Source organism: Trichocoleus sp. FACHB-591 (assembly GCF_014695845.1).
Taxonomy (GTDB): Bacteria; Cyanobacteriota; Cyanobacteriia; order FACHB-46; family FACHB-46; genus Trichocoleus.
Map to the genome: position 1 here is coordinate 314,507 of NZ_JACJPA010000040.1, position 26,832 is coordinate 341,338.

Here is a 26,832-nt window from a genome sequence, read left to right on the forward strand (position 1 = left end):
ACTAATCCTGTAGCTCTAATGGGGAACTGATGTTAAGGCTTGGGTTAGGTTCTCTAAAGTAGCTTCTAGCAATCGCAGTTGATGGCGTTGGTGGGAAAGTTCTAGGGGTTCGGCGGGTACAGAAAAATTGAAGATTTGCTCGGCGGTGAGTTCGTAGTCGCGCAGTGCTGCCAAAGCCAGAGTGCTGAAGCGAATTAAATAATCTTTCGCAGCCTCCGAACAAGCTTGCTGAGTTTGGGCTGTGTAAGCTGCGGCAGAAGTGGGCGGTGCCGAGGCAGGAGTATCAGTGGTTTGATTGAGCAGATAGCTGGCTCCTCCTAAAACTGCGGCTCCTAATGGGCCTCCTAACACCCAGCCTAGCCCAGTGGCGATCGCGACAGGTGTAGAATCACTCGATGAATTAAAGTTTTTGGTTGTGGGTGGGTCTTGTGGCAGTAAGACCTGAGGCGCGTCAGGGAAAGCAAACCACGGATCTGTAGGTCGAGGACAGTTGAGAAAATCACAAGCTTTGTAAACCCATTCGGCGAGCGATCGCTTTTGCTCGTTCCAGCCAGGTTTCAGTGTGTTGGTTTCCCAGGTGGCGAAGTCAAATCTCTGGAGAGCGTCGGCAGCATCGGCTTGGTAGCGATCGAGCAGGTTAGGGAGAGATAGCCAATCGCGGCATTGAGTAGCACTGGCGAGAAACCCATCTTTAATCAGTTTTTGGACTTTTTGGCGGATTTCTACTTTTTTGTTGCGGGTTTGTTCTGCTGTAGCGATTTCATGGGCGATCGCTTCTCGCTTAACTTGTAAGGCTTGTTGTACTTGGTTCGCTAACACGACTACACGCGGTAAACGAGGTTCGCTCTGACCACGCTGTGCTTGGACAATGCTCTGCAAAGCAGATTCAAACATAGGGAGTCCTGCCGTCTGAGCCGCTGCCATATCTCCTTTTAGGCGGGATCTCAGGGCAGGTAAGGCATCGACACGATATAGATTGCTAACACCCGGAGGTAATTGTGAACGAAAACTCTCAGCGACAAATCGCATGCGCCGATACACTTCTTTTTGGTCGTCGGTTTCCAGTAAGTTGAGGAAATTGACGACGAATACCACGGTGGTAATGCCGCGATCGAGCAACCAATCCCGCAGGTTTTCGCGTTCTCCTAGGGTCATTAGTTTGCGGCCATCCAAGACTTGCACGACCAGATCTGCGGTTAAGAGTTGGTCTTTAACCAAGGCATCTTGAGCCTCGCGATCGTTAGTTCCGGGTAAATCTAGCAGTTCTACGCCTGTTTGCAAAAAAGGATGAGGGCAGTACACCTCAACCGCAGCCACGTCTTCGCGCATCCGCCGCTGATCATCTAAAATGGCAAATCGCTTCAAAACATCAGTACCCATTTCGCAGATCTCAGCGCCACTGCGCAGCAAAATCCGAGTGGATAAGTCAGAGCCGTACTTGACTCGAATCGCTGCGCCTGTGGTGGGAATCAGGTCAATCGGTAGCGCTTTTTCACCGAGTAAGGCATTCAGCAGCGTGGATTTACCGTAGTTGAAGGGGCCGAATACTGCGATGCGAAAATCAGAACTGGTCAGGCGATCGCAAACTGCGATGACATCCTGCTTCAAGGGTGAATTGGGTTCTAAGTCCAGCAGACCTACCGCTGTTTTAAGCGTCGTTAGTAAATTCTGGGAAGCGTTGGGTGACTGCATACGGTTGACTTGAAAGCCTGTTTATAAGATATCAATCTCAAAAAATTTGTCTAGAAATGCCTGTAGAAGCGTCTGTAGGAGCGTCTGTGGAAGCGATCGCAAAGAGCCTCATCAATACTTGTCTTAAAGTGATATTTTTGCTCAGAATTTGAAGGGAATTTTGGCTGAAAATTTTGTCAAAAAAAGGGGAGAGAGTGCGCTCAGGGGAGTATTTATACTCCCTTTAGGAAAATCAATTATTTCGATTAACTATACCTCCAGCGGTACGAATGAATCTGTAAGGCCTCCTAAGCTGAACGCAGGATTGTGAAAATCCACAGTGAATTTTGAGATATCTCTTAATTTCATTGCACCGAATTTATTAGGAGCCTGAGGCCAAGATTATGTTTTTTCATAAAAAAGAACCCATTCATACAGTTCAAGTTAATGAGCCCGATCCTCGGTTTGCTCAGTTGATGCTAGAGCAATTTGGTGGAGCCACCGGAGAACTCTCAGCCGCCTTGCAGTACTGGGTGCAGTCTTTCCATGTGGAGAATGCCGGGATTCGAGACATGTTACAAGACATCGCGATCGAGGAATTTAGCCACCTCGAAATGGTAGGCAAACTGATTGAAGTTCATACAAAAGATGTGGACCAAACAGAAGCGTACAAGAGTACGCTCTTTGCAGTACGCGGTAAGGGGCCTCATTTTCTAGATAGTCAAGGAAATAACTGGACTGCTAGCTACTTGAACGAAGGCGGAGATGTGGTGCGTGACTTGAGAGCAAATATTGCCGCAGAAGCGGGTGCTCGTCAAACCTACGAAGAGTTGATCAAGTTATGTACCGATGAAGGAACCAAAAAAACCCTCGTTCATCTGTTGACACGCGAAATTTCGCACACGCAGATGTTTATGAAAGCGCTAGATTCTATGGGCAAACTCACTGATCCGATGTTTGGCAACATCCAGCCAGATGAGACGGTAGCACTCTACTTCAACTTATCGACGGATGGAGATAAGCCAGACGAACGTGGCCCCTGGAACTCTGAGCCTACCTTCCAATATGTGGCTGATCCGCTAAATACTTCTGCTAAATAAGTCAGAAGAACGGGAAAGCGCGATCGCGCTCAAACCCTGAGTAAGTTTTGATAAGCCGTCTCAACGTTTTGACTGTCAGAGAGGACAGATTTTTCAATTCCTTTGAGGCGGTTGATCTCATTCTCACGATTAATTTCATGAGATGTTTTTTGTTGCAAGAGGTTTTCTAGCTCAGCTTTACGCGACTGAATATCGTCGTTGATGCGTTTAATCACCTCGCGCTCGTAGGAATCAAAACATTCTTGAATCGCACTGTAAATGGGTTGCCATTGCTCTTGAGCCACCTGGGGCAAGTGTTTCACCAGCTCTTTCTTCGTGGCTTTTACCAATTCTTTGCGGGATTGATCGGCTTGCGCCATTCCCATTCCTAAGCCAATTAAGCCCAGCCACAAGGGACCGAGCATAATACCGAACATAGACGACGCTACCACGGCAATGCTGGTCACAGTCAGGAAGTTGAGCAAAATATTTTGCCAATCGAAGCCTGCGCCCGCCATCGCCACGCCCGCCAAATTGCCTCTGGCGAGAGAAACTAAACCCATTGCCCACTTCGCCCAAGCCGGAGAATCATCCTCAGTAGAGGCACTAGCGCGAGTCTGGATCTTTTGCCCAGTTAACTTAGCCGTGATTTGGTCGGTGACTTGGGTATAAGAGGCACCATAGTTCGCAGCCCTGCTGGAGAGTTGGGTAAAGGCAGCTTCCATATCCTTTTGAACGGTGAGGCTCCAGGCACAGAACTTGTCATTGACATATTGCTGAAAGGATTTCTCTAGCTGTGCTGCAAATGCTTCTCGCTTGCCTTGGCTAAAAAAGTCCATGAATTGCAGATTCGGTTGGTACTGCAAAAAGTCTTGCTCAAAGGTATGCTCCAGGTTCAACACATAGGTGCGGAAAGAATCTGCGATCGCTCTGGCTCGACGATCTCTCAAGTTGCGGATCTCATCTTGGAACTGGTCGCGAATTTCGGTGAGTTTGACAAACTCTGGTTCTACTGAGTTAATCCGCTGTTTCAGTTCATTCACATCCTGGTCGAGCAAGGGAATGCGCCGAGCGATCGCTTCTCCCACATGAGTTGCCGCCTGTCGAGCCAGAGTTCTGGCTTGCCGCAACTCAGAAATGGCTCGTTCCTGAGTTAAAAAGATATTTAGCGCTCCCATAAACTCTGGGAAGCCTGTACCAGCGAGAGCAGCGTCTGGATTCTTGACTCTCAAGCGCAGGGCTTTGAGCGAAGATAACTCAAATACCCGTTCTTCGTAGATGTCATAGCCATCAGCCACACAATATTCTGCTAGGTTGGCTTTGAAAACACGCCGTAATTTGGTTTCGGCCTCTTCTAATTCTTCAGTATCATCAGGGTCAATCAAGCTTTCCCGCACCTGGTCCCAAGCATTCACCAGGAAGAAAACCGTCAGACCTCGGCCCTTGATGTAGTTTTCTAGGTAGCGGCGTTCACCCAACGTACAAGGTTGAGAAGCCCGTAAGACAAATAGAATCGCATGGCAGTTGTTGATGTATCCGAGAGATAACTCATTGCGTGCTTCCGTGTCGTTCAACCCCGGACTGTCCACAATTTCCACCCCGCGTTGCAGTAGAGGAAGTGGGTATTCCACGATCGCGCAATCGATATTGGGAAAGGCTTGTTTTTTCTGTTGTTCTAGTTCTTTGGCTTCTCCTGGATCAATTGTGTAGCGCTGCTTAAAAGTTTTGAAGTCGAGCTTTTCTGGACGAGTGCCGTCATTGAAGTGCACTGTCACTTTCTTCTCCAGCCCGTAGCGCAACACCGTGAGAATCGCGGTACAAGGATTGACATCACTAGGTAACAGGTTTTCTCCGATCAGCGCATTCAGGAAGGTACTCTTGCCTCGCTTCATGTCACCCAATACCAACAGCCGAAATACGCCTTGCTGCAAGTTTTTGCTGGCTACAGCGAGATCTTCGATATCACGTTCTAGACCGAGTTGCCCCGAACTAGTGGCTCCCTCTAACTCGGATTGTTTCAGGGTATCGACCATGCGGCCCAAAGAGTTAGCGACCTGCGATCGCACTTGAGCCACGCGATCTAAATCGTTGAGAAATCCTGTCGCTTCAATTTTGGCACTCATGGTTGTTGATGTTTTTTAGTGGAGCGAAATGAGCAATTAAAAGTAGACGCGATCGCCAGCCAGTCAGGAATTGGCATATCCCTAATCGTTGATCACAGCTAAACGGATAGAAGCAACATGGAGTTATAAACTGATTCAACGGTACGGATTTCGGACAATACTTCTGCGTCTAAGGCTTGTAAACGCTTGGCTTCCGCTTCTCGATTAATCTCATGGGATTCCTTCTGCGCTACTAAATTGTCCAGTTCAGCTCTGCGTGCTTGAATATCATCATTGATCCGCTTCATTACTTCTCGCTCATAAGCATCAAAGCAATCTTTGATCAGTTGATTGATTGGGTTCCATTGATCACGAGCGATATCAGGAAGATGTTTGACGAACTCTTTTTTCGTAGCTTTAACAAACTCTTGGCGAGCTTGATCCAGTTGCAAAGCACCAATCCCTAAACCGACCAACATAATACCAATCGGCCCAATAAAGGCACCTGTAAACAGCGCTAGAAAGCTGGTAATACCAATCACCGCAATATAGTTGACCAGGATGTTTTTCCAATCAAACCCTGCTCCCGCCAGAAACACCCCAGCAATATTGCCCGATGTTAGGGAGAAGAATCCCATCGCCCATCTCGCCCAAGTCGGAGAGTTATTTTCTGATGAAGCGTTGCCTGTGTAGATGGTTTGCCCAATTAACTTCTCAGTGATGGTGTCGGTGATGCGGTTGTAATCAGTGCCATAGCTGGCAGCACTTCTACCCAGCTCAGCAAAGGCAGCGCTGATTTCCTGCTCAGCCGTACGTTGCCAAGCTACAATCTTTTCGTTGATGTAACGCTCAAACGCTTGCCGACAAGCAGCATTAAACTCCTCTCGCCGTCCCTGAGAGAGAAAATCCCAAAAACTAATGTCTGGTTGATAGCGCAAGAAATCAGTGTCGAACGTGGTGCCTAAATTGAGAATATAGGAGCAGAAATCAGTCGCAATCTCCTTGGCTTTGCGATCGCGTAGCTCTCGGATTTCCGCTTGGAACTGATCGCGAATCTCATTCAGTTTGGCAAATTCTGGCTCCACAGACTTCAGGCGTTCCTTGAGTTCCTGCACATCCTGATCGAGCAAGGGGATACGACGAGCGATCGCTTCGTGAGCATGGTTATAGGCTTGACGAGCCAGGGTCGTCGCTTGGCGCAGCTCTGCCACAGCACGTTCCTGAGTCAAGAAGCGACTAAGCGCGGCTTCAAATTCCAGGAAACCTGTTCCGGTTAGCGGGTCGGCAGCATCTTTGAGGCGGCGACGCAGAGCATCAAGTGAGGACAGTTCAAAGACGCGCTGGTTATACAGATCTTGACCATCGACGCGGCAATACTCCGCTAAGTTCGTGCGAAACACCTGCCGTAGCTTGGCTTCTGCCTCTCGCAGTTCCTCGGCATCATCCAAGTCAACTAAGCTTTTACGAATTTCGTCCCAAGCATTAATCAAGAAGAAAACGGTGAGCCCTCGGTCTTTGAGATAATTTTCTAAATAGCGGCGTTCGTCCAGGGTGCAGGGCTGGGAAGCTCGGAAGACAAACAGAACCGCATGGCAATTGTTGATGTAGCTAAGCGACAATTCGTTGCGTGCTTCGGTGTCATTTAGTCCAGGACTATCAACAATCTCCACACCCTTTTCTAGGAAGGGTAAGGGATATTCCACCACAGCATGGCTGACCTGGGGAAAAGCGAGTTGCTTGACTTCCTCTAGCTGTTTGGCTTCGCTCGGATCTATTGTGTACTTTTGCCTAAAGCTGGTGAAGTCTAAGCGCTCAGGCGGGCGATCGCCTTTGAAGTAGACTGTAACTTGCTTTTCCGGGCCATAGCGCAATACAGTCAGCAGAGCAGTGCAAGGACTGACATCGCTGGGCAGCAGGTTCTCGCCAATCAAGGCGTTGAGCAATGTGCTTTTACCCCGCTTGATATCTCCCAAAACTAGCAGGCGGAACACACCTTGGCGCAAGTTCTGGCTAGTGAGGTTTAAATCTTGAATCTCTCCGTCTAACTCCAGCTTGCCAGAAGCTTGGCTACTCTCCACCTCAGCTCTACTCAAGGCTCCCGAAATATTGTCTAAATGCTGAGCCATTTGATGCCGCACTCTGGCAACTCGATCTAGATCGAGTAACAAACCTTCCGCCTCAACTTTGACGCTCATGAATCCTGCCTCAATTAAGGAAATAACTTAATACCTAAATGGAATCTTGGTTTAACGTCGATTTGCTCGATTTGCTGCCCCAACTGCAATCAGATGATGACGAACTACATGCTCGAAGTGATAAATGTAGGCAGCCGCAATCACCCAAACTACTGTCGGAATCGTGAATAAATAGTGAGTTTTATCCCAAGCTAAAAACATGGAATATAAGGGGTAAAGCGATCGCCAAGTGGGCAAGAAGGGGCCCACAATCCCAATGGTTGCCAAAGTCGCTAATAGAATGGCTGACCATCCCATCACGCCTTCCCACCAACTCATGAGGCTGGGAAAAAACCCTAAATTGGGCTCCATTTCAGGCGATCGCGTTTCGGGAAAGAAGCGATCGAGAAATAGGTGTAATAAATGATGAAAAATCGCAATGATCACAATGGGAGAGAGCAGCGCCAACACGCCAAAGGAGATTGCCACAGGTGGCAGGAATCGAGCCATAAAATAGCCCATTTGCCAAATTAGTTTCACTGCAAAAGCAAGGCTACCCGTTAGCAAAACCAACAGTACAGCGCTCACCCATGCACTCGGTACCGGAATCCAAGCAGGCCAGTTTTTCATGGGTAAAACCCCTATGAAGGGGAGGAAGAGGGCGTTGTAAAAGTAGCTTTAGAGAGGGAACGTCTCGATTAATTCTTGTCTAGTCGCTGCTGGCTCGAAACGTAGCTATTTTCAACGTCTAGCGCGATCGCTTTCAAAAAACAGTTTGTACGCGACCCAAGCTACTCCTCCCACAATCACCACCCCCGTGAGCCAGGTTGCAATCCGAATCGTGATGATCACCGCAACTGCGATGCCCATAAACTGAGCCACATTCACCAGCTGCTTGGACCATTGCTGCAATGACTTTTTAGATGGCTGGTGTTTCGCGGTTTCATAGAGAGGGGGCTGATGTGTTTGATTGATTTCAGCTTCTAGCTCCCGGAGCCGCAAGGCATGTTCTCGCTCTCGCAACTCTTTTTCTCGCCGTCGCAATTCTTCTTCTGGGTTACTGCTAGGGTTCATGGGTAGTGAAAGTCCTGACGGGGTGGAGTGAATAGATGCCTAACCCAGGTTTGGATCTGAAGCAGGCAAGGAACTGCTCCACAACCTTAGCCTTCCCGACCGGGCACTGCCTAGACTAAATTAAAAATTTTCATTCTAAAGGGGGATGTTACTTAACCAAATCTTTAAGATCACTTAGGCGATTGCATTTTGATCTTGAAACCCCTGTAACAATGCCTCTGGAATCGGATGTGGTCGCATGGTGGTGCGCTCTATCCAGACCCATAATGCTTCTCCTAATTTCTATCTCCTGATTTATATCCGCGCGATCGCCCTCCCATCTGAGCGATTTTTCCGATCTCTACTCATAGAAAAAAATTGCTGGACTGAAGATGGAAAAGCACTCACTGAGCCGTTTAACTCAGCTCTCTGGCTAGGGGTAAGGGTTTTTCTGACTTGGGCTTTTTTCTCACCTTAGCCATCAGTTGCCCTACTTGGCTCAGGTCTACATTGCCGCCACTGATGATCACACCAATGCGAGCATTAGGGACAGAGACCACTCCCTCTAGCAAGGCCGCAGCGGCTAGCGCTCCTGTGGGTTCCACCACAATCTTGAGACGTTCCCAGAGCCAAAACATGGTTCGTAAAATTGCTATTTCTGAAACTGTCACCATGTCATGGACATAGTGCAAAACTAAGGGAAACGTCACCTGGCCTAAAGCAGGAGTCCTGGCTCCATCGGCTACTGTATCCGGGTTGTGAACTGTTTGCAGAGTGCGGGTATAAAAAGAGCGAGTAGCATCGTCGGCGCGGGCAGGTTCTACCCCAATCACTTGGCACTGAGGGGAGAGAGCTTGAGCTGCGATCGCGCAACCAGACAGCAATCCTCCACCGCCACAACACACCAACAGGAGATCCAGTGGTCCCACTTCGTCAATCAGTTCCTTCGCAGTAGTCCCTTGTCCTGCCACAACCTGAGGATGATCGAATGGAGGAATTAAGGTGAGGCCGCGATCGCGAACTAAGCTTTGGCTCAACTCTTCGCGTGAAGTGGCTTGGCGGTTGTAAAGCACTACTTCTGCCCCATACTCTCGCGTGGCTGCTTGCTTCACCGCTGGCGAATCTTCTGGCATCACAATCGTCGTGGGAATCTCTAAGATTTTTCCCGCTAGGGCGATCGCTTGAGCATGGTTTCCAGAGGAGTACGCCAAAACACCTTGCTTTTTCTGGGTTTTTGTCAGTTGGGCCAGAGCGTTATAGGCTCCTCGAAACTTGAATGAGCCTGTGCGTTGAAAGTTTTCGCATTTAAAGAAAACTTGGCTCTGAGTGCGTTGGTTGACAGTTTGCGAAGTGATTACAGGAGTCCGTGTTGCTTGGCCCATTAGCCTTTGAGCAGCGCTAGCAATGTCGTCATAGGTGACTAACAAAGGCCCGAGCGGGGTAGGTGAGTCAGGGGTTGCCATCGGTTCGGAATGAGTTATACCGGGATTGCGGTAGTTTCTACAACCAGTTGAATGAAGGTTACCTGCTAGTGGCGATCGTCTCAGGTTCAGCTAATCAGGCTCAGCTAAACAGCTTAGCAATGGCATCTCCACTGTGGCACGACTGACCCATATAAGGATGCCTTAAGATCATCACAAGTAGATGTGATTTGTCCTCGATACCTAGATAGATCCACTGAAGGCCAGTTAATGGGTATGCTAAAGCTAGGTTCTGGTTCTAGGGGAGCAGGATGCCCAAGCTTGTACACAGATTGAGACACGGAGCGATCGCTTTAGTGTTCGTGGTATTGACGATTGGGTGTGCAACTGAGAGTGAACCGCCGCAAGCAACGACACCAGGCTTACCTCCAGTGAATAAAGCTAAAAATGCCGCTCAAGATGCTCAGCAGAAAGCGTCAGAGCGAGAGCAAATTGACCCAGAAAAGCAACAACAGCAGCCAGGCCAATGAGGTGGTCTAAATTTTTCAGGCAGCACTTGCAGGGTCTCTATCGGGAGTGTCGCTAACAACATTATTTTGACACCTCGTACTATGCCTGTGATAGAGACTGGGTAAGGCTGAACATGTCTCACTTGAAGGAGGCTAGGCTACTTGCCTTCAAGTTAAATCTAAAAATAGCTTCTATTAAATCCCTGTTTTATATGTTCCCTGTGTCCCCTTCGGAAAACAAGCTTGCAGTTAGCCCTCGTCCCCTCATTTCTCCCGCCTACAGACAAGCGCTAGAGCCTTATACCGAACCTGAATCCTTAGAGTTGTCTGACCACAAGCCCCCCATTATGCAACTGGCGATCGCGGCTTCGACCACCACTCTGGCCTCTAAACCTAATCGCATTGAGGTAGCCTTAGCGTGGCTGGTTGCGGGTGTTTGCATGCTAGGAGTGACTTCTACTTGGAACTTAGCTTTTACAGCACCTATGCCCCAAACGAATCAAGCTCCCCTAGAGCGATCTGGCAGCTAAGCGATCGCTAGGGTTTCCCCTGTTGACCATACTACTGATAGGTACTTGTATGGCTGCTTCCCTCACGTCCCCCAGACAGATTCAAACCAGCCCCGAGCCTGGACCTGATTTAACACCTCTGCCGGAATCGGAGCCTGAAACGACGGCTCCGACTCCTGAACCACAGCCTGAGCCTAACTCAGACCCTGAACCCGAACCTCCTGCTCCAGACTTGCCTCCTGAGGTCAATCCCGAATCTATTTAGGAGGCAACTTCTATGAATCGTCACTGGCTGAAAATCCTAGGTTTTACTGGTTTAGTCATCGTAGGGTTAGTGCTGTTGCCAGGACGTTTGGCGGCTCAATCCACAGCACTACTAGAATCTCGATTGGCCCGGTTAGAGTCAGATGGCTATCAACTCCGAGCTGAGATCAGCCGTCTAGAGGCTCAAATCTACAGTTTAAGTCGTTCTGGCACCCGCCTACCTGAGCCTAGTCGTCCTGCGGCGCCTGCTATTACACCACCCAGGCCAACTCCTGCAACTACACCCATTTTGGACCGCCTAGCAACCTTGCTAATTGAGTTAAAAGAGCGAGTGACGAATGTTGAAGCTCGCATAACTCGTTTGGAAAAAGCTGACCCTGCCCCACGATCGCGCTGACCGCAGTTCCCACCTAAGATCTAGTTAGGCAAACCTACAACTGTGGACCATGAGAGACGCACATCCTCAGCAATCGCCGACTCACAAAAATGGGTTTCTGTATCAACTAATTTGGATGTCAACCGGCGCGATCGCCCTTATAGCCCTAATTATGTTGTTGGGAGTTTGGCGTTCTGGGCAGCAGTTTTGGCTTGATTTACAAGCCCTGTGGCGACCGACTGAAACTGCGCCCCAAGTGGATGTGCGATCGGTAGCGTTGCGGCAAATTCAAGGCGTGAGTGAGCTGAGTACCACAGTCTTTACGATGGAAGCCATTGTACCGACGCATCAAAATCGCGAGTTGGCAGGGTTTGTGGTCGGAACTACCAAGCTGCTGTACATTGCCTATGGTGAAGTGCGAGCAGGGGTTGATTTAGGACAGCTACAACCCCAAGACGTGGTTATTAATGGCAACATCATCCAAATCCACCTGCCGCCTCCGCGTATCCTTGATGCCAAAATTGATGTGACGCGATCGCAAGTGTACGACTACGATCGCGGTCTTTTAGGGTTAGGGCCAGATGTCGCGCCAAATCTACAAACCTTAGCAGAGAAACAAGCCCTGAAAAAAATTGTGGCCACTGCTTGCCAAGAAGGAATATTGCAAAAAGCCAGCGATCGCGCTCAGCAAGTGGTTAGCCAGCTCCTTCGCACCACTGGGTACTCGCAAGTTGTAGTTACAACTCAGCCACCTCTACCAGCAGCCTGTGCCGCAACCTAAAATGCTACGGGTACCACTTCCATCTAAAATCATTGGCAGTCCCGCTTTTGCTGTGTGCAACCATCTGGAAAGGAACCAATACAATGCCAGAATTTTTCAGCTCCAAACTCGACCCCACTGAGCAAAGTTGGCGGCAGCAGCTAGAACTATTTGTTGAATCGCACAAACCAGAATTAGCGGCCTTGGCTTGGGGACTAGCGCAACACTCGGAGGCGGAGCCAGGAGTTTTAGGAGTTGACTTTCAACCGACTCCCCATCTGGTATTTTGCTCTGTTGCCGCGATCGCCGAACTCAACCGCAAAGTAGATAACCAAATTCAAGAAATTCTCGGAATTATTGATGCTAATCAACCTGAGGAAGAAGTTTTAATCCTCGGTTTGGGGACTGGCAAAGGGTTTGAGTTTAAGCTAATCCAGTTCAAACCAGAACCTACACCCCCGCAATGTTACGAGCAAAGTCTAGTCAACGGCGAGGCACACCTACAGCAAATCGAGCAACAGCTCAATCAGTACTTGAGTCAGTGGAGTTAGCTCTCGATTATCGCTGCCTGCTCAGGTTAACTTGCTAGGCGCACTTCAGGTTGATACCCTGCTAATGCTAAAGACCGTGAGCGATCGGAAAGCTGAGTTAGACAAACCTGATTCTGCTCATCAATCAGATTTTCTTTCTGCAACAGTTCCACAATCGTTTGACACAGCAGACTTTCCACCTGCTTGGCTCGACCCGTTAGCCAGTGATGAGTCGTAGCATCTTCTGGAAACTGCTGGATACAGTCAGTCGTATATTGACGAAAAGCTCTTACCTCTTGCACCAGACGGACTAAATAGCTGGGGCACTCACAGGCCAGCACATCCGCAGCCTCGCAAATTGCATATAAATCTGCGTCAGACAACTCTGAAGAAATCCGAATTTTCATTGTTTAGGGAACCGTAGTTGCAAGGGTAGAGGTAGCTGAACGCCAGCCAGCTAAAGGGTTAAGCTGAGCAAAGCTCCAGCCTCGAAGGCAGCCTAGAGAGAGTGGGCTTAGGCTGACGAGTCGTTTTTTCGGGAACTTGGGTTAGCGATCGCAAGCTGACCCAAACGGCATATCCTACGCTGGAGGCAGTAACCACAACTGGAACTCCCTGCTCTACCAGTTCACAAGCCTTTTGATAAGCCGTTAGCCGAGCCGTTTGGCTAAATTCCTGAGCAAGGGCATACAGCTCGTCTTGATGACGCATCCCTTGTTTGACAGAAGTATGGAGATAGAAATTGAAGCGGTGGACTAGCTCTTCGTTAACAACTATTGGCAACATAAGGGCAGAAGTTACGGTATCAAGAACTTGAGCAAGGGCAATACTACTTAGTATCTATTAAGTATTATTAACGAATGTAACACGTCCTCATAAAACCTAACCTCCACCTTTGGCTAGAAAGCGATCGCCTCGAATGATTCCGCCAATTGGCTTAGAGCCAGACTCAAGCCAAACATTTTATCTACTCTGCTGAAAAAAAAGTTTCTTAGAGTACAGCATAGATCACCTCAAGCAAAAATCCTTAAGAAATTATTTAGATTTCCGATGATTTGTATTAGACTGAGATGAAATTTGGCGCTTTGGGTGCAGACAGTACCCGGATTTCTCTCAGAATCACTAAGCTCATGACAAATCATTGACGAATCGCCCATGAACATGGAGTCCTTCCGCCATAAGCACCAACATCTTTGGGTGAAACAGCCTCTAATCTTGGTAGTGGATGACGATGAGGATAGCTTGTTGCTTCTCTCCCAGATTCTGAAGGTGTTCGGCTTTGCTTGTATCAACACTTTGCAAGGTCAAACGGTCCTCAACTTAGCTAAGAGATACCAACCCGATCTGATTTTGTTGGATGTTGTCTTGCGAGATATCAGCGGCGTTGAAGTCATTCAACAACTCAAACAACATCCTCAAACTCAGGCAATTCCCGTCATTGCCGTAACGGCTCTGGCTAGAGTAGAAGACCGAGAACAAATCTTGCAGCTAGGCTGGGATGACTACATTAGCAAGCCCTATACTCTAGAGGGCCTAGAAGGTTTAATCTATCGCACGCTAAACCAGATTGGTTTTTACCAAGCTAGCTAGTTTGTCAGATAAGTCGTAGAAACAAAAGAATTCAGCCGAAAAAAGGCTGAGAGCTAAGCTTTTAAGCAAACTGTTCAGTTTTTTCGCGAAATCAACTAAGATTTGACCTTAGACTCCGTTTAAGTGCTAGTAGTTTTTGTCAGAAGCTTCACAACTTGCTTCAATCTAATCAAGTAAGTTGTCAACCTTGTGGTTTTAATTCCGAGCCATTCTCAATATTTGCTCGTGGTCGCTGGGAGAATGCCTCGTTTGCTCAGCTTGGGGTGACGATGACTTTATAAGGCATCTATAAAAGTTGGCTTCATCATTGGATTTATCAACTGAGCCAGCTCTTATTGAAAGACTGTCTTAAAGTAATGCAACATTTGAATCCAGTGAGGTCCAAAACTACATTAAAGACAGTTACACTCAGTATTATTTCGTCTCAGAAAGTTCGGTTTATTTACGAATCTCTTGTAGAATCAAGAACCAAGAAATCTTGTAAATGGTTGATTCATGCTTTATCGAGAAAATCTAGAGCGTTCAACCTGACTAAATAGCTACGAGCCAGTTCGCCACAAGTAAGCGCCAAATTGCCGCTTCGGAAATGCCTCGTCCAAGCTTCTGTTAGGGATCGCAGGTGCGCTCGTTTCGTCCCAGAGGCAGGATATGGATTTGAAATGTTTCCTGGAAACCGATCAGCCAAATTGTGTGAAACAACCATTGATTTTGGCGGTTGATGATGATGAGGACAATTTGTTACTCATTAGCCAAGTCCTGAGTTTAGGAAACTATTCGTTCATTACTGCAACGAATGGCTTAATGGCTTTGAGTATGGCTGAAGAGCAGTTGCCAGATCTAATTTTGTTAGATGTAATGCTCCCTGATCTCGACGGTGCAGAAATCGTACGCTGCTTAAGACGAAATCCCGAAACCCTGAGGATTCCGGTTATTGCAGTCACAGCAATGGCAAGAAAAGAAGATCGCGATCGCCTTCTAGAAGCGGGTTGCAACGATTACATCAGCAAGCCCTACATGGTTGATGACCTAGAAGAGCTGATTCACCGCTATCTTAGTTCTCCTCCCCCTGCCTTTTAGCTTTAGGGGTAGAAGCTGGATCACGAACGGTGGGCGTTGCTCCTAAAACGGCAATCGTGCCAGTTCGTCCAGTATCGATTTTGCCGTCGCTGAGTAAATCTAGCACCTCAACCCCCAGCACCTCCTTAATCAACTCCCTCAATTGCGGCTCGATGGCTTTAGATAGATCCGCCCGGACTTGTTTAGCGAGTTCTTCTTGACCACTGTTCGCCAACAACTGCTCGGGAGGGGTGATGGAGTCTTCTAGAACGATCGCTAATTTCTCATCAAACAGTTGGCAGGTTACTTTACTAGGCTGATGCCCAAGCTGCTCGCGATAGAGCGCTTGAATCCGCTGCGAGAGAGTGCGTTCTAGTTGCCCACGGGTAGGGGTAGCTGTCATAGACGAAAGGGTAACCAAGGAATGAAAGGTTTGAGATTTAGCGATGTAAATCTGTGCAAACCTTGTTGGAGCTTTATTAGGAATGATTTCTTTTCATTAATTTACCACACGAGCGTTTTTACCTTTCTTATTCCTAATAAAATTTACCTACTTAGGTAGTTGTTTTTTATTTGATACTTCCTACGAATCAGCAGTGCGGTTTTTAACTTTCAGCACGGAACGAAAGTTTGCTCTGAGCCATTAAGTGGCAGCTAGCAGCGCCTTAAGTTGGATTTGTGATGTACAAAGTTTCTGCGGAATCAAAGCGATCGCAACTGTTGAAGTAAACAAGGGCACTTTGTTAGGTAAGAAGTGACCCGCTTCTACTTAAAGAACTCAAAATTTAGAGCAACTCTCATGACTGGAAAGTCAACTCGGTCTGCATTACCCAACTCACGCGGAATGCCACCCCTACCATCTGCTAATACGGCTCTCTACATTGCTGGGGGAGTGACCCTTCTCCTAGGAGCAGTGCTTTTTCGCCCCTTTGTCATCGTCAACGCTGGGGAGCGAGGCGTGGTGATGCACTTTGGCAAAGTCCAAAATCAAGTGTTAGATGAAGGCATCCACCCAGTAATGCCAGTTCTGACCTCGGTAAAGAAAATGAGTGTCCGAGTACAGAAGGACGACATTAATGCCCGTGCCGCTTCCAAGGATTTACAAGATGTCACCACGGAAGTAGCCATCAACTGGCATATCGATCCGGCACAAGTTAATACGGTCTATCAACGAATTGGTAATAAAGAGCAAATTGTCAGCGGCATTATTACGCCTGCGGTTTCTGAAGTAGTGAAAGCCGCGACTGCCAAGAAGAACGTTGAAGAGATTCTTACCAAGCGCACCGAGCTAAAAGGCGAAATTGATGACCAGTTGAAGAAACGGTTGGCATCTTACGGCCTCTTGGTTGATGACGTTTCGTTGGTCAACTTTGGGTTCTCGCCAGAGTTCAACAAAGCGATCGAAGCGAAGCAAATTGCTGAGCAAGAGGCGAAACAAGCAGAATTCACCGCACTTCGGGCCAAGCAAGACGCAGAGGCCGCTGTGAACCGCGCTAAAGGCCAAGCAGAAGCTCAGCGATTGCAACGACTGACTTTAACGTCAGAGCTATTGCAGCAGCAGGCGATCGAAAAATGGGATGGCCGCTTTCCGACTGTCATGGGTGGCAATGGCACTCTGCCGCTAGTCAATATCGATCCTGCGACCTTAAACCAACGTCGTTAGGCCGTATCGGGTAGCGCGTGTTAGGCGCAGCCGTAACGCATGGATCAACAGCATTGACCTTTAAGAGGCGTGATCAGTTAAACGTGATCAGTTAAATGGTAGCAATCGCCACCAAAGCAGACTTACCTCAACCTAATAGCTTAAGAACTTGTTAAAAGTCAGGAAAAGTCTAGATTTCTAGGGCTACCTTGGTTTTTAAGATACCTCCTAACTGGGTTTTATAGCTCCACCTTTTGTAGCGGCATGCACGGAGGTGGAGTTTCTGTTTTGAGTGGGTTTGGATGAGGATTGCTAACGAGTACGGGTAATATCGATGGTAATTCTGCCACCAAAATCGGGAATGGGGGCAGCAGGTTTAGACAACTGCACTCGGACTTGCTCCACGACGGGTTGATCGGGATGGGCAGGTAATCGCAGAAGCTCTTCTGCGATCGCACTGGCTAATCTCTCCACCAAAGAGAATTTGCTGGTTTTAATCAGTTGCTTCACCGTTTCGATAGCGTTGCGGTAGTCCAAGGTGTCTTCAATGCGATCGCTAGTCCCCGATTTAGACAAGTCCAGCCACAAGGTTAAATCCACTTCAAACCATTGGCCCAAAACCTGTTCTTCTGGCAAAAAGCCTGTGTAACCGTAAGCGCGAATTCCCGTCAGTTGAATGCAGTCCATGTGTCGATTCAGCAGTAAGGCAGTTGAAACCAAAGTGACTCTGTAGGGGCGAATTGCGATCGCCCTCAGTTATGTGTGGCTAGAGAGATGGGTTGCTATAGATCCCGGTGGGTAAAAGGTTTAGCGTTGGGGCCAGCGTAGGTAGCCGCAATGTGCCCATCTCCGGTGATCTCATACTTGTAAGTTACCAATCCTTCCAGACCGACAGGGCCGCGAGGTGGCATTTTCTGGGTGCTAATGCCCACTTCAGCCCCGAAGCCATAGCGGAAACCATCGGCAAAGCGAGTCGAGCAGTTTTGGTATACGCCTGCCGCATCGACTTCAGCGAGAAACTGAGCCGCAGCTTTGGGGTCTTCTGTGGCGATCGCTTCGGTATGCCGCGAGCCATAGGTATTGATATGGTCGATCGCGATGGTTAAGTCATCTACGACTTTAATCGACAGAATCAGATCGCTGTACTCCGTAGACCAGTCGGCTTCAGTCGCAGCCGCAATATTCAAAATGGCTCTGGTACGATCGTCTCCGCGCAGTTCTACATTTTTGGCTTGGAGCGCAGAGCTCGCTTCTAGCAAGAACTCAGAAGCAATATCTTTGTGAACTAGTAATGTCTCGATCGCATTGCAAGCGGCAGGATACTGAGTTTTAGAGTCAACGGCGATCGCCACAGCCTTACGGATATCGGCTCCTTTATCCACATACAAGTGGCAAATACCATCGGCATGTCCTAAGACTGGAATCCGCGTGTTGTCTTGGACGAAACGCACAAAAGAATTGGAACCTCTAGGGATAATCAAATCTACATATTGATCGAGTTTTAACAACTCTAAGGTTTCTTCGCGAGTGGTCAAGAGTTGCACTACAGCAGGATCAATTTCGGTCTGAGCTAAACCTGTATGAATCGCTTTCACGAGGGCTTCGCAGGAGCGTACCGCTTCTTGGCCGCCTTTGAGGATCACGCCATTCCCAGACTTGATCGCCAGTGAGGAAATCTGCATCACCGCATCGGGACGAGCTTCAAAAATTACGCCCAACGCACCCAACGGGCAAGAAACCCGCTTCATCACCAAGCCTTGGTCGAGTTCGCGGTGAATTTGCACCTGTCCTACCGGATCGGCTAAGCGACCCACATCTCTGACTCCGGCGATCGCGGCTTTTAGTTTGCTTTCATCCAGCTTTAAGCGAGCATAGAGAGAACTGCTAATGCCTGCAACTTGAGCAGCTTCGCAGTCGGCAGCATTAGCAGCCAAAATTTCTGGAGCGGCAGTTTCTAAGGCTTGGGCGATCGCTTCAATCGCTTGATTTTTCGCCTCGGCTGGCAAGGTCGCTAACTTACGCGCAGCTTGACGGGTTTGCCGAGCCAGATCGGGAAGAGACAGAGAAGCAACTTGAGACGCGATCATAGGTTTAGATAGAAAGCCACAAGCAAGCCAAAGTTTAGCAAATCTCGACTTGTCCTTTAAATCCTAACGGTGAATGCTGTCTATCCATCATTTCTCTCGCTTTTTCTCCTAAACCTCTATGCCTAAATTCGCCACCTACCTTCACCCGCAGACTTGCCAAACGTCTAAGCCGAGTCATTTGATTCCGTTCAAAGGCTATTCATTTCCGCACTACAGCAAGGTTCGGCAAGAACTTGAAAAAAGCCTCTCTGACTATCCAACACTGCCAGTCAGACGAGTGAAATATAGTGAATACTTGCGAGTCCACACTAGAGAGTATTTGCAGCAACTAGTACTGATGGCAGCGGAGAAGCCGCTAGAGAAGTTCAACTTGGAGATGCCCCATCTTCTAGGTGGTTGTTGGGGACTGGAGCATTGTCTGCCTGGTTATGCTTACGGGCTGGGTGGCTTGTTTGAGGCGATCGCCCAAATGAAACAAGGCAACTTAGAGCGGGCTTACTGCTTTAGCTTGGTTGGCCATCATGCTCATGCAAACTGGGGGCATGGCTATTGCTTGCTCAACCCTTTAGCCGCAGCGGCGAAATATGCGCAAGAGCAAGGCTTTGAGAAAATCCTGATTGTGGATTGGGATATTCATCATGGCGATGGCACGCAATCTATTTTTAGTGGCGATCGCAGCGTATATTGCCTTAGCATTCATAGCGCGATCGACCTGTACATGGCCAAAGCTTCAGATTTGAAACGTGGCACCACGACAGCTGCCGAAGCCGTGGGGCATTGCAATATTCCTCTGCTACCTGCCCGATTCGCCGATGACTTCCCGCCCAAGATGGGGCTGACGGGTCAGTTCTACCGAGTCAACGAGAGCCTATCTGCCTTTCAGTCTGCGTTGGACCAAGTTCCTTGGACTCCCGATTTAATTTTGATTTTCTCTGGATATGACTCGCATCGGGATGACTGTGGCAAAGAAACTACAGGCTGGACGGAAGCAGATTTTGCAGCGCTGACTGAAGCAGTTTTAGAGGTGGCAAAAAAAGCCAACTGCCCAGTGCTGTCTAATCACGGAGGTGGCTACAAGTTACCCATCACGATCGCCTCAGCTGTGAGTCATGTAAAAACCTTAGCGAGCTATAGCTAAACCCACCCCTACCAACCTGCTTTTGTGAACGGATGCTAAAAGGGTCATGCGTCTCAGCCAAATTGCTTAAAGATTGCGTGTACTTTTGCGGATTTCTGCGTAGAAAAATTGGATCTGTGGGTATCAAAAGATCAACTGCACGGGCTGCTGAATTAACCCAAAGCTTTTGTGCCCTTTAATCCCCTCTTTCTCTACGGAGAATCCTTATGTCATCCCAATCGGGAGCGCTCCAGGCTGGAATAGACGCTCTAAAACAAGGGCGCTACTCGGAAGCTATCAACTTATTAGAAACTTTCTGTCGCAATAGTTCTTTAGCGGAATCAAAAGAACTATTGCAAGCTCAGATGTGGTTAGTGAAAGCGTATCAACGTGTAGGGCAACCGGAGAAGGCGATCGCGCTCTGCCAGCAGTTGTCGCTGCACGAAAACCCTCAGGTTCACACTTGGGCCAAGCAAACTCTCCAGACACTCTCCACTGCAACGCCCGCTCAGCCTACTAAGGCAACTCCTCGAACTGCGGCTTTAGAAACTCAGCCTACACCTACTGGCAAACTAAACCGGGCGGCTAAGGCAGGAGCCAAGCTAGCCATGTCGGGGATTGGTGGCAGTTTAGCGCTGGCTTCCGGGGTGACGATCTCCTTGCTGTTTGGCATGGTGTTTGTCTTAGCCTTGAGCCTGGTGTTTATTCTGGGTAGCGATCAACCGGGAGTTGGCTTCGCGATCGCGGTTGCATTCACCCTCGTTTTTAATCTGCTGGCTTTCTTTATTGCGCCTTGGTTTATGGACTCGATCCAAGGTTGGTTCTACGGCACTCGCTGGGTTTCTCTGCCAGAAGTAGCGAGGCATAGCCCAGAAGCAGCGCGGGTAATTCAGCAAGTTTGTGCCCAGAAAAAACTGAAGCAACCCCGCCTTGGCATCATCAACGACGAAAATCCCACTGCTTTTACCTACGGCTCCTTGCCTAACAGTGCCCGCTTAGTCGTCAGCCAAGGCTTGTTCACCTACCTCGACGATGACGAAGTTGCCACGGTGTATGCCCACGAGCTAGGGCACATCGTCCATTGGGACTTTGCGGTGATGACCGTTGCCGCTACGTTGGTGCAGATTACCTATTTGATCTATAGCTTTGCTCGTCGCATGAGCCGTGGCGGTGGCGACAACAAACTCAAAGACGCAATGGGAACTGCCGCGATCGCCGCTTACATCTTTTACCTGATCGGCACCTATCTAGTTTTGTATCTCTCTCGTACCAGAGAATACTTTGCCGACCACTTCGCGGCTGAAACGACAGGCAACCCTAATGCCCTCTCTCGCGCCTTGGTCAAAATTGCTTACGGGATTTTAGAAGAAGGCCAAAGAGCTAAGGAACCCAGCAAGTTAATCGAAGGTACGCGGGCGCTAGGAATTTACGACCCGAAAGCGGCTAGCTCAGTCGGCACAGCTTACCGAGTTGCCTCCTCACCAGAAAAAATTGGCCGCGTCTTTTTGTGGGATATGTTTAATCCCTGGGGCTGGTTGATGGAATTAAGTTCCACCCACCCTCTGACCGGGAAACGAGTCCGAGCCTTGAGCACCTACGCCGAACAGTTGGGTTTAGAAACTGAGTTCGATATGGCGCGGGTGGTCGCTGAAAGTCGCACCCTGAATAAGAACAAGCTCTATGGCAACTTTGCCCTTGATCTCTTGTTGTACGGTGCTGAGTTCATTGGCTTGGCGCTCGGTCTAGTGATTGGTTTGGCGCTGATGTCGCTGGCTGGCTGGAAAGTTTTAGTATCTCTCGGCTTGCTCGGTTTGGGTTTGGGTATCTTGGTCAAGATGATGGTGGCGTTCCCAGATTTCAGCCGCGCTCAAGCGAGTGATGTGATGAGCTTAATGTCTGATCCTTATGCTAGCCCACTGCGCGGTCGCCCCGTGAAACTCAGCGGCGAGTTGATTGGTCGCGGTGATGCGGGTTATAAGTTTGGTTCTGACCTGAAGCTGCAAGACCCTACAGGCATGATGTATGTCCACTACGCTTCTCGCTTTGGACCTTTGGGCAACTTCATGTTTGGGGCCAACCAAGTTCAAGAATTGCTGGGTTCGCAAGTGAGCGCGACAGGTTGGTTCCGCCGCAGCATTATGCCCTGGGTAGACTTAGCCCAACTCAAGACAGTGGGTGGCAAAACGGTCGATAGCTACCATCGTTTCTGGCAGTGCATTTTGGGGGCTGGAGCCATTATTGCTGCCATTGTCGTGCCAGTCGTGTTCTAGAAGTGGCGCGATCGCCCCTTTTCTGTTTCCTGTTCCTGTTGAAATTTCTGTTGATTATTAATCTTGATAGAGGGGCGCGTCGCTTGCGCCCTTTTTGCTACCCGCTTTTTACTGCTCAAAGCAGCGCTCTCCATCACACCACTGCTTTGAGCGTCAGAGTTGCTTCACTCAACTGCCGCGTGCTCACTCTAGTTTGTCCGATGCCACTTGCGGTTTGGCTAGCTCCTTGGTTGATCGCAGTCATGGCATCCACTACTTGCTGAATCGCGATCGCCTGTTGCTTAGAAGTTAAAAAAATCTGTTGGTTACTTAAGGAAATATTATTGACCGCAGCCACAATGCTCTCAACGGTTTTGGTGCCTTCATCCGTCACCATCACTGTAGAGTTGGTAGCGTTTTGAATATCGGTCACGAGAGTACCAATGCGATCGGCTGACTTGCGGCTTTGGTCGGCAAGTTTGCGGATTTCTGTCGCAATTACAGCAAATCCTTTTCCTTGGTCTCCGGCACGTGAAGCTTCGACAGCAGCATTCAGCGCTAGCATGTTGGTCTGATTCGCCAGATCACTCACCAAGGTAGAAATTGTGCCAATTTGGTTGGTTTGCTCACTCAGATATAAAATCTGTTCGGCAATTTGACCCACTTTTGCTCTCAGGCTGTCGCCGTTGTTGCGGGCTTGCTGATCTTGCTGACCATTGACCAAAACCAACACTTGGCGTGCTCCTGTAGCGGCTGACTCTGCCTGCTCAGCGGATTGCTGAGAAGCGACGCTCAGTTGATCCATTGCTGCTGTGGTTTGGTTCACAGAAACCGCTTGTTGAGAAACCGTTTTTTCTTGCTGTTCTACGGCTGCGGCAATTTCTGTGGAGGAGCTAGCTACCACTGAGACAATCTGATTAATCGTTTGAGTGATGCGGGATGAAATGAATAGTCCCATCACGATTGCCAGCAAACTCGCCGCGATCGCGCCTACCACAGCCATCACAATGAGCGATCGCATGGCTTCCTCCGATGCCTTCACTCTTTCGGCTTGCAACTCATCTTCATGCTCAGTTAGGTCATTCAGGATTCCTCCAGCCTCGTCAATCAGCCCTAAGATGCGACCATTCACCATCTCTTGACCAGCTTCCTTGACTTTGCCAGCCTCTACCAGACTAATCAGACTTCTATTAATCTTTGAAATCTCTTTGCCTAAAACCTTTAATCTTTGCAGGCGCTCAACCTGGTCCTCACCCGAAACAGCAATTACTTTTTCTAAAGTAGCTATTCTTTCCTCATAGTCTTGGACACTTGCTTCATAGGCTTTGGCAAAGATATCATTTCGAGTCAAAAGATACCCACGCGCATGAGTCTGACGTTTATACAGAGTCATTGCTAAACGGTCACACTCTTGAACAATGTGGGCACCTACTTCTGTGATGCGGCTTTGCTCGATTACATGTCTAGCATTAGCAACTACTACCCCGGTCGCTGCAAATGTAAGGACTAATGGCACTCCATAACCCAACAAAATGCGTTCTCTAAGCTTGAGGCGGCTAAAATCAATCATGTTTTCTATAGGATGCTTTAAAGAGCTTCAAAGATTGATAATTCTGACGTGATGTATAGACATCGATAGAGCCTCGAATTATCTTTTCTTAGCTATCCCACTAGTGTTTCTCAAGCTCGAATCTGATTACAAAATTTCATAGCTCAGTCCGATTAAGTGTTCATTAAAAAAGAAAATTAGCTGCTTTCACCGAGGAAATACTGAGCGATCGCAGCCTTAGTAACCGCTTGCAATGATTTTGAAATAGAAGTCAAAAATTAAGCAAATTAAACAACATCCACAGGAGGGGTGAATGCAAAACAGTGACCGACTAGGCCGAGCTCAAGACGCTTTGGTAGGGCTGTCCGTCGGAGATGCATTCGGTGAGAATTTCTTTCGTGACTCGAAGATTGAGACTAAGTGGAAACAATTTCAGATACTACCCGCACCATCTTGGTCATTCACTGACGATACCCAAATGGCCCTCTCAGTTGTGGCTATCCTGCGCCGATATGGTGAGATTCAGCCAGATGCGCTAGTTGCCAGCTTTGCTCAGCATTACGATGCCAAACGAGGATATGGCCGAGCAATGGGTGACATGCTAGCAAAAATCCGTTCAGGTCAATCTTGGCAAGCTTTGGCTGCTAGTCTGTTTCAAGGTCAGGGGTCTTTTGGGAACGGAGCTGCCATGCGAGTTGCTCCTCTAGGCGCTTATTTTGCCGATGACTTAGACGCTGTAGTTGAGCAGGCAAAACGCTCGGCTGTTGTGACTCATACTCATCCGGAAGCAATTGCAGGCGCGATCGCGGTGGCTGTGACAACTGCTTGGGCTTGGCGATTTCGGATGAATGGTTGTCCTACTCGTACTGAATTTTTGACCCAAGTTTTGTCGTTGGTGCCTCCTAGCGAAGTGCGATCGCTAGTTCAAAAAGCGTTGGATTTACCAGCAGACACCAAAGTTTTGAAGGCAGTTGCGGTGTTAGGCAATGGTAGCCGTATTTCTGCTCAAGACACGGTTCCGTTTGCCCTATGGTGTGCAGCGACACACCTTGACAACTATGAAGCAGCCCTTTGGCTGACCTCACGGGGTTTTGGTGACGTTGATACAACTTGTGCGATCGTAGGTGGAATTGTTGCAGCCTATAGCGGGGTAGAAAGTATTCCTGCCGCTTGGCTCACGGCGAGGGAACCTTTACCCAATTGGCCGTTTGAGGAAACGTAAAACTTTGCCAAGCTAGTTATGGCTCTGACAGAGTCGTCGGTTGAGTGTGGCCTAACTTAGCTTTTGCTTGTTGCCAGAACGCTTCTAATTCTTCCAGACTGTAGTCGGTTAAGGGGCGATCGCACAGGGCTTCAACCTGCACAAACCGCTGAATAAAACGGCGATTCGTGCCTTGTAGGGCTTCCGCTGGGTCTAATCCTTGCCAGCGAGCGATATTGACGATCGTGAACAACAAGTCCCCCAGCTCTGATTCTTGGTGCGCTTTGTCCTCTCCTTGGAGTGCTTCTTGCAACTCAGCCAGTTCTTCGTGGAATTTATCCCACACGCCGTCAATGCTATCCCACTCAAACCCAGCTCCTGCAGCTTTCTGAGAGATTTTCATCGCTGCCATTAGAGGCGGTAGGCTCCGAGCATAGTTGCTGAGTTTTTGGCTGAGGAGGGGAGGCTGAGTTGTGGCTCCTTTTTCTTGATCTTTAATTTGCTCCCAGTTTTGCCGTACCTCTTCCACACTGGCAACTTCCACATCCCCAAAGACATGAGGATGGCGACGAATCAACTTCTCACTAATGCCTTGGGCGACTTCGGTTAAGTTAAACTGCCCTTGCTCGCTGGCAATCTGGGCTTGCAGAACCACTTGCAGCAGGAGATCTCCTAATTCTTCCGCGATCGCCTTCTGATCACCACTGCGAATGGCATCTACGGTTTCGTAGGCTTCCTCAATCACATAAGGAATTAGAGTCTCAGGAGTTTGGGCTAAGTCCCAGGGACAACCCCCATCGGGCGATCGCAATTTAGCCACCACCTCGATCAGTTGTTGCAAAGCAGTTAGGGCAGCAGTAGTCGGAAGCGGAACTTGTCCCTCTGGGTGTGACATGGAGAAAAACCAAGACTATTTACTTTAATCTTTACCTTAATCAATCTAGTTTCGAGGCTGTGGTTTCGTAGGCATGATCCTAGACTGAGGTTTGGCGCGAGGAGCTGATTTTCGTTGACGCTTTTTAGGCTTGGAGTAAAACAGTCCTTTCCAACCCTGAGTTTTGTAGCGTTTGTGAGTCGATTTGTAAGTAGAACTCAGCCAATCGCTACAGGAATGACTCAGCGCCCCCAGTTCTAGGCCCAAGCACAGGGCCATCACTTCTGGGCTGTACTGCAAAACTGACTGTTGAGCCAAATCAGCCGCAGTAGGCCAGTCGGGGACGGGGTAGCCGAGGGCAAGGGCGATCGCCACTCCGACTAAGCTCAAAGCACTCAACCAAGTCGCCAAATAAAGCAGGCGTAGCGCTGTGCCGACTACAGGCCCATGAGACCAAAAGGAACGATGCCGCATCATTTTGCGATAGGGCAACCATATCCATCGCAGCCAGCCCCAGCGTTGATATTGCCGCGAGTAAATGTCGAGGTCAGGACCAAACATCAGTCCCCCAAACAAAAATCCACCCGCCACTAGTAAGGTGAGGTTGCTACTTTGAGTTCGCCCATAGGTCAGACCTGCCACTAATGGCAAGCTCCACAGGGTAATGCGATCGTGGGTTCGACCAGAGGGCATGGAAGTAAAGTACGAGGAAATCCAGAAAATCCGAAAATTTAGTCTCAGAAAATATTAACAAGAACAAAAATGTCTGCTATATTTAATTCTCGTGCCCAAACGATTGGGTGCAGGTCACGGGCGATTAGCTCAACGGTAGAGCGCCTGCCTTACAAGCAGGATGTTACAAGTTCGAATCTTGTATCGCCCATTTTTCTTTTTGTACGTGTACGTTCGCACATTAAATGTCGCGATTCGCAAAATAATTTCCGAGCTGAGAAAATTATTTTATCTGGTTGATCCTGCTGTTCTGTGCTAATCGACTGAGACAGTCTGCGCAAATAGCG

Annotated in this window: 27 protein-coding genes and 1 tRNA gene; 14 read left to right on the top strand and 14 right to left on the bottom strand. The window is 48.7% G+C overall.

The genetic code is table 11. The features are described 5' to 3' along the window. Positions 1-15: 15 nt before the first annotated feature. Positions 16-1,692 (bottom strand): dynamin family protein, encoded by a 1,677-nt coding sequence (locus H6F90_RS07560; protein WP_190551588.1) that lies wholly within the window; start codon positions 1,690-1,692, stop codon positions 16-18. A 383-nt stretch (positions 1,693-2,075) separates the two neighbouring features. Here H6F90_RS07560 and H6F90_RS07565 point away from each other — a divergent pair, with 383 nt between their 5' ends. Further along, complete coding sequence (locus H6F90_RS07565; protein WP_190551590.1) at positions 2,076-2,771, top strand: manganese catalase family protein; 696 nt, start codon at positions 2,076-2,078, stop codon at positions 2,769-2,771. Positions 2,772-2,800: 29 nt separating this feature from the next. On the opposite strand, the gene H6F90_RS07570 is transcribed toward H6F90_RS07565, so the two are convergent. From H6F90_RS07570 to H6F90_RS07590, 5 genes are all read right to left on the bottom strand, one after another. After that, the gene (locus H6F90_RS07570) at positions 2,801-4,873 is read right to left on the bottom strand and encodes a dynamin family protein (protein WP_190551592.1); all 2,073 of its coding nucleotides are present in this window, start codon (positions 4,871-4,873) and stop codon (positions 2,801-2,803) included. Between the two features lie 98 nt (positions 4,874-4,971). Further along, positions 4,972-7,047, bottom strand: a complete 2,076-nt coding sequence (locus H6F90_RS07575) for a dynamin family protein (RefSeq protein ID WP_190551594.1) — start codon at positions 7,045-7,047, stop codon at positions 4,972-4,974. A gap of 51 nt (positions 7,048-7,098) precedes the next feature. Beyond that, positions 7,099-7,656 carry a hypothetical protein gene (locus H6F90_RS07580; RefSeq protein ID WP_190551596.1) on the bottom strand — a complete coding sequence of 186 codons (558 nt, stop codon included), beginning with the start codon at positions 7,654-7,656 and terminating at the stop codon, positions 7,099-7,101. Positions 7,657-7,767: 111 nt separating this feature from the next. Next, positions 7,768-8,100: a hypothetical protein gene (locus H6F90_RS07585; protein ID WP_190436596.1), complete on the bottom strand. Its 333-nt coding sequence runs from the start codon at positions 8,098-8,100 to the stop codon at positions 7,768-7,770. A 395-nt stretch (positions 8,101-8,495) separates the two neighbouring features. After that, complete coding sequence (locus H6F90_RS07590; RefSeq protein WP_190551598.1) at positions 8,496-9,542, bottom strand: threo-3-hydroxy-L-aspartate ammonia-lyase; 1,047 nt, start codon at positions 9,540-9,542, stop codon at positions 8,496-8,498. 269 nt (positions 9,543-9,811) lie between these two features. On the opposite strand from H6F90_RS07590, the gene H6F90_RS07595 reads away from it, so the two are divergent. The 6 genes from H6F90_RS07595 (at position 9,812) to H6F90_RS07620 (ending at position 12,469) form a co-directional block, all read left to right on the top strand. Continuing rightward, positions 9,812-10,030, top strand: a complete 219-nt coding sequence (locus H6F90_RS07595; RefSeq protein ID WP_190551600.1) for a hypothetical protein — start codon at positions 9,812-9,814, stop codon at positions 10,028-10,030. Between the two features lie 200 nt (positions 10,031-10,230). Beyond that, the gene (locus H6F90_RS07600) at positions 10,231-10,539 is read left to right on the top strand and encodes a hypothetical protein (protein ID WP_206756161.1); all 309 of its coding nucleotides are present in this window, start codon (positions 10,231-10,233) and stop codon (positions 10,537-10,539) included. 49 nt (positions 10,540-10,588) lie between these two features. Continuing rightward, complete coding sequence (locus H6F90_RS07605) at positions 10,589-10,783, top strand: hypothetical protein (RefSeq protein ID WP_190551604.1); 195 nt, start codon at positions 10,589-10,591, stop codon at positions 10,781-10,783. A gap of 12 nt (positions 10,784-10,795) precedes the next feature. Then, the gene (locus tag H6F90_RS07610; RefSeq protein ID WP_190551606.1) at positions 10,796-11,179 is read left to right on the top strand and encodes a hypothetical protein; all 384 of its coding nucleotides are present in this window, start codon (positions 10,796-10,798) and stop codon (positions 11,177-11,179) included. A gap of 49 nt (positions 11,180-11,228) precedes the next feature. Beyond that, on the top strand, positions 11,229-11,939 hold the full coding sequence (locus H6F90_RS07615) for a DUF4230 domain-containing protein (RefSeq protein ID WP_190551608.1): 711 nt from the start codon (positions 11,229-11,231) through the stop codon (positions 11,937-11,939). Between the two features lie 83 nt (positions 11,940-12,022). Next, a complete protein-coding gene (locus H6F90_RS07620) occupies positions 12,023-12,469 on the top strand; it encodes a hypothetical protein (protein WP_190436582.1) in 447 nt (148 codons plus the stop codon). Between the two features lie 26 nt (positions 12,470-12,495). Here the strand turns inward: H6F90_RS07620 and H6F90_RS07625 are convergent, their stop codons facing one another. Further along, a complete protein-coding gene (locus H6F90_RS07625; protein WP_190551610.1) occupies positions 12,496-12,855 on the bottom strand; it encodes a hypothetical protein in 360 nt (119 codons plus the stop codon). 58 nt (positions 12,856-12,913) lie between these two features. Beyond that, a complete protein-coding gene (locus H6F90_RS07630; RefSeq protein WP_190551612.1) occupies positions 12,914-13,234 on the bottom strand; it encodes a hypothetical protein in 321 nt (106 codons plus the stop codon). Between the two features lie 369 nt (positions 13,235-13,603). Here H6F90_RS07630 and H6F90_RS07635 point away from each other — a divergent pair, with 369 nt between their 5' ends. Both H6F90_RS07635 and H6F90_RS07640 read left to right on the top strand, forming a co-directional pair. Next, positions 13,604-14,038, top strand: a complete 435-nt coding sequence (locus tag H6F90_RS07635; RefSeq protein WP_242024378.1) for a response regulator — start codon at positions 13,604-13,606, stop codon at positions 14,036-14,038. 690 nt (positions 14,039-14,728) lie between these two features. Further along, positions 14,729-15,115, top strand: coding sequence for a response regulator (locus H6F90_RS07640; RefSeq protein ID WP_313930246.1), 387 nt, complete (start codon positions 14,729-14,731; stop codon positions 15,113-15,115). On the opposite strand, the gene H6F90_RS07645 is transcribed toward H6F90_RS07640, so the two are convergent. Beyond that, positions 15,090-15,497, bottom strand: coding sequence for a DUF2294 domain-containing protein (locus H6F90_RS07645; protein ID WP_190436570.1), 408 nt, complete (start codon positions 15,495-15,497; stop codon positions 15,090-15,092). The genes H6F90_RS07640 and H6F90_RS07645 overlap by 26 nt on opposite strands. 396 nt (positions 15,498-15,893) lie before the next feature. On the opposite strand from H6F90_RS07645, the gene H6F90_RS07650 reads away from it, so the two are divergent. Next, the gene (locus tag H6F90_RS07650) at positions 15,894-16,757 is read left to right on the top strand and encodes a prohibitin family protein (RefSeq protein ID WP_242016938.1); all 864 of its coding nucleotides are present in this window, start codon (positions 15,894-15,896) and stop codon (positions 16,755-16,757) included. A gap of 291 nt (positions 16,758-17,048) precedes the next feature. On the opposite strand, the gene folB is transcribed toward H6F90_RS07650, so the two are convergent. Both folB and H6F90_RS07660 read right to left on the bottom strand, forming a co-directional pair. Continuing rightward, positions 17,049-17,456 carry a dihydroneopterin aldolase gene (folB, locus tag H6F90_RS07655; RefSeq protein ID WP_370587968.1) on the bottom strand — a complete coding sequence of 136 codons (408 nt, stop codon included), beginning with the start codon at positions 17,454-17,456 and terminating at the stop codon, positions 17,049-17,051. A 62-nt stretch (positions 17,457-17,518) separates the two neighbouring features. After that, entirely contained in the window at positions 17,519-18,823 is a 1,305-nt protein-coding gene (locus H6F90_RS07660; RefSeq protein WP_190551613.1) for a glutamate-5-semialdehyde dehydrogenase, read from the bottom strand. 118 nt (positions 18,824-18,941) lie between these two features. Between H6F90_RS07660 and H6F90_RS07665 the strand changes: the two genes are divergently transcribed. Both H6F90_RS07665 and H6F90_RS07670 read left to right on the top strand, forming a co-directional pair. Further along, entirely contained in the window at positions 18,942-19,961 is a 1,020-nt protein-coding gene (locus tag H6F90_RS07665) for a histone deacetylase (protein ID WP_190551615.1), read from the top strand. Positions 19,962-20,167: 206 nt separating this feature from the next. Next, on the top strand, positions 20,168-22,210 hold the full coding sequence (locus tag H6F90_RS07670) for a zinc metalloprotease HtpX (RefSeq protein ID WP_190551617.1): 2,043 nt from the start codon (positions 20,168-20,170) through the stop codon (positions 22,208-22,210). 133 nt (positions 22,211-22,343) lie between these two features. On the opposite strand, the gene H6F90_RS07675 is transcribed toward H6F90_RS07670, so the two are convergent. Further along, complete coding sequence (locus H6F90_RS07675) at positions 22,344-23,759, bottom strand: methyl-accepting chemotaxis protein (protein ID WP_190551619.1); 1,416 nt, start codon at positions 23,757-23,759, stop codon at positions 22,344-22,346. A 292-nt stretch (positions 23,760-24,051) separates the two neighbouring features. On the opposite strand from H6F90_RS07675, the gene H6F90_RS07680 reads away from it, so the two are divergent. Then, positions 24,052-24,960: an ADP-ribosylglycohydrolase family protein gene (locus H6F90_RS07680; RefSeq protein WP_190551621.1), complete on the top strand. Its 909-nt coding sequence runs from the start codon at positions 24,052-24,054 to the stop codon at positions 24,958-24,960. A 16-nt stretch (positions 24,961-24,976) separates the two neighbouring features. Here H6F90_RS07680 and mazG read toward each other — a convergent pair whose 3' ends face one another. Both mazG and H6F90_RS07690 read right to left on the bottom strand, forming a co-directional pair. After that, a complete protein-coding gene (gene mazG / locus H6F90_RS07685; RefSeq protein WP_190551623.1) occupies positions 24,977-25,834 on the bottom strand; it encodes a nucleoside triphosphate pyrophosphohydrolase in 858 nt (285 codons plus the stop codon). 45 nt (positions 25,835-25,879) lie between these two features. Next, positions 25,880-26,506, bottom strand: coding sequence for a metal-binding protein (locus tag H6F90_RS07690; RefSeq protein ID WP_190551625.1), 627 nt, complete (start codon positions 26,504-26,506; stop codon positions 25,880-25,882). Between the two features lie 118 nt (positions 26,507-26,624). Between H6F90_RS07690 and H6F90_RS07695 the strand changes: the two genes are divergently transcribed. Continuing rightward, positions 26,625-26,696: transfer RNA gene (locus H6F90_RS07695), tRNA-Val, on the top strand. Positions 26,697-26,832 lie beyond the last annotated feature (136 nt).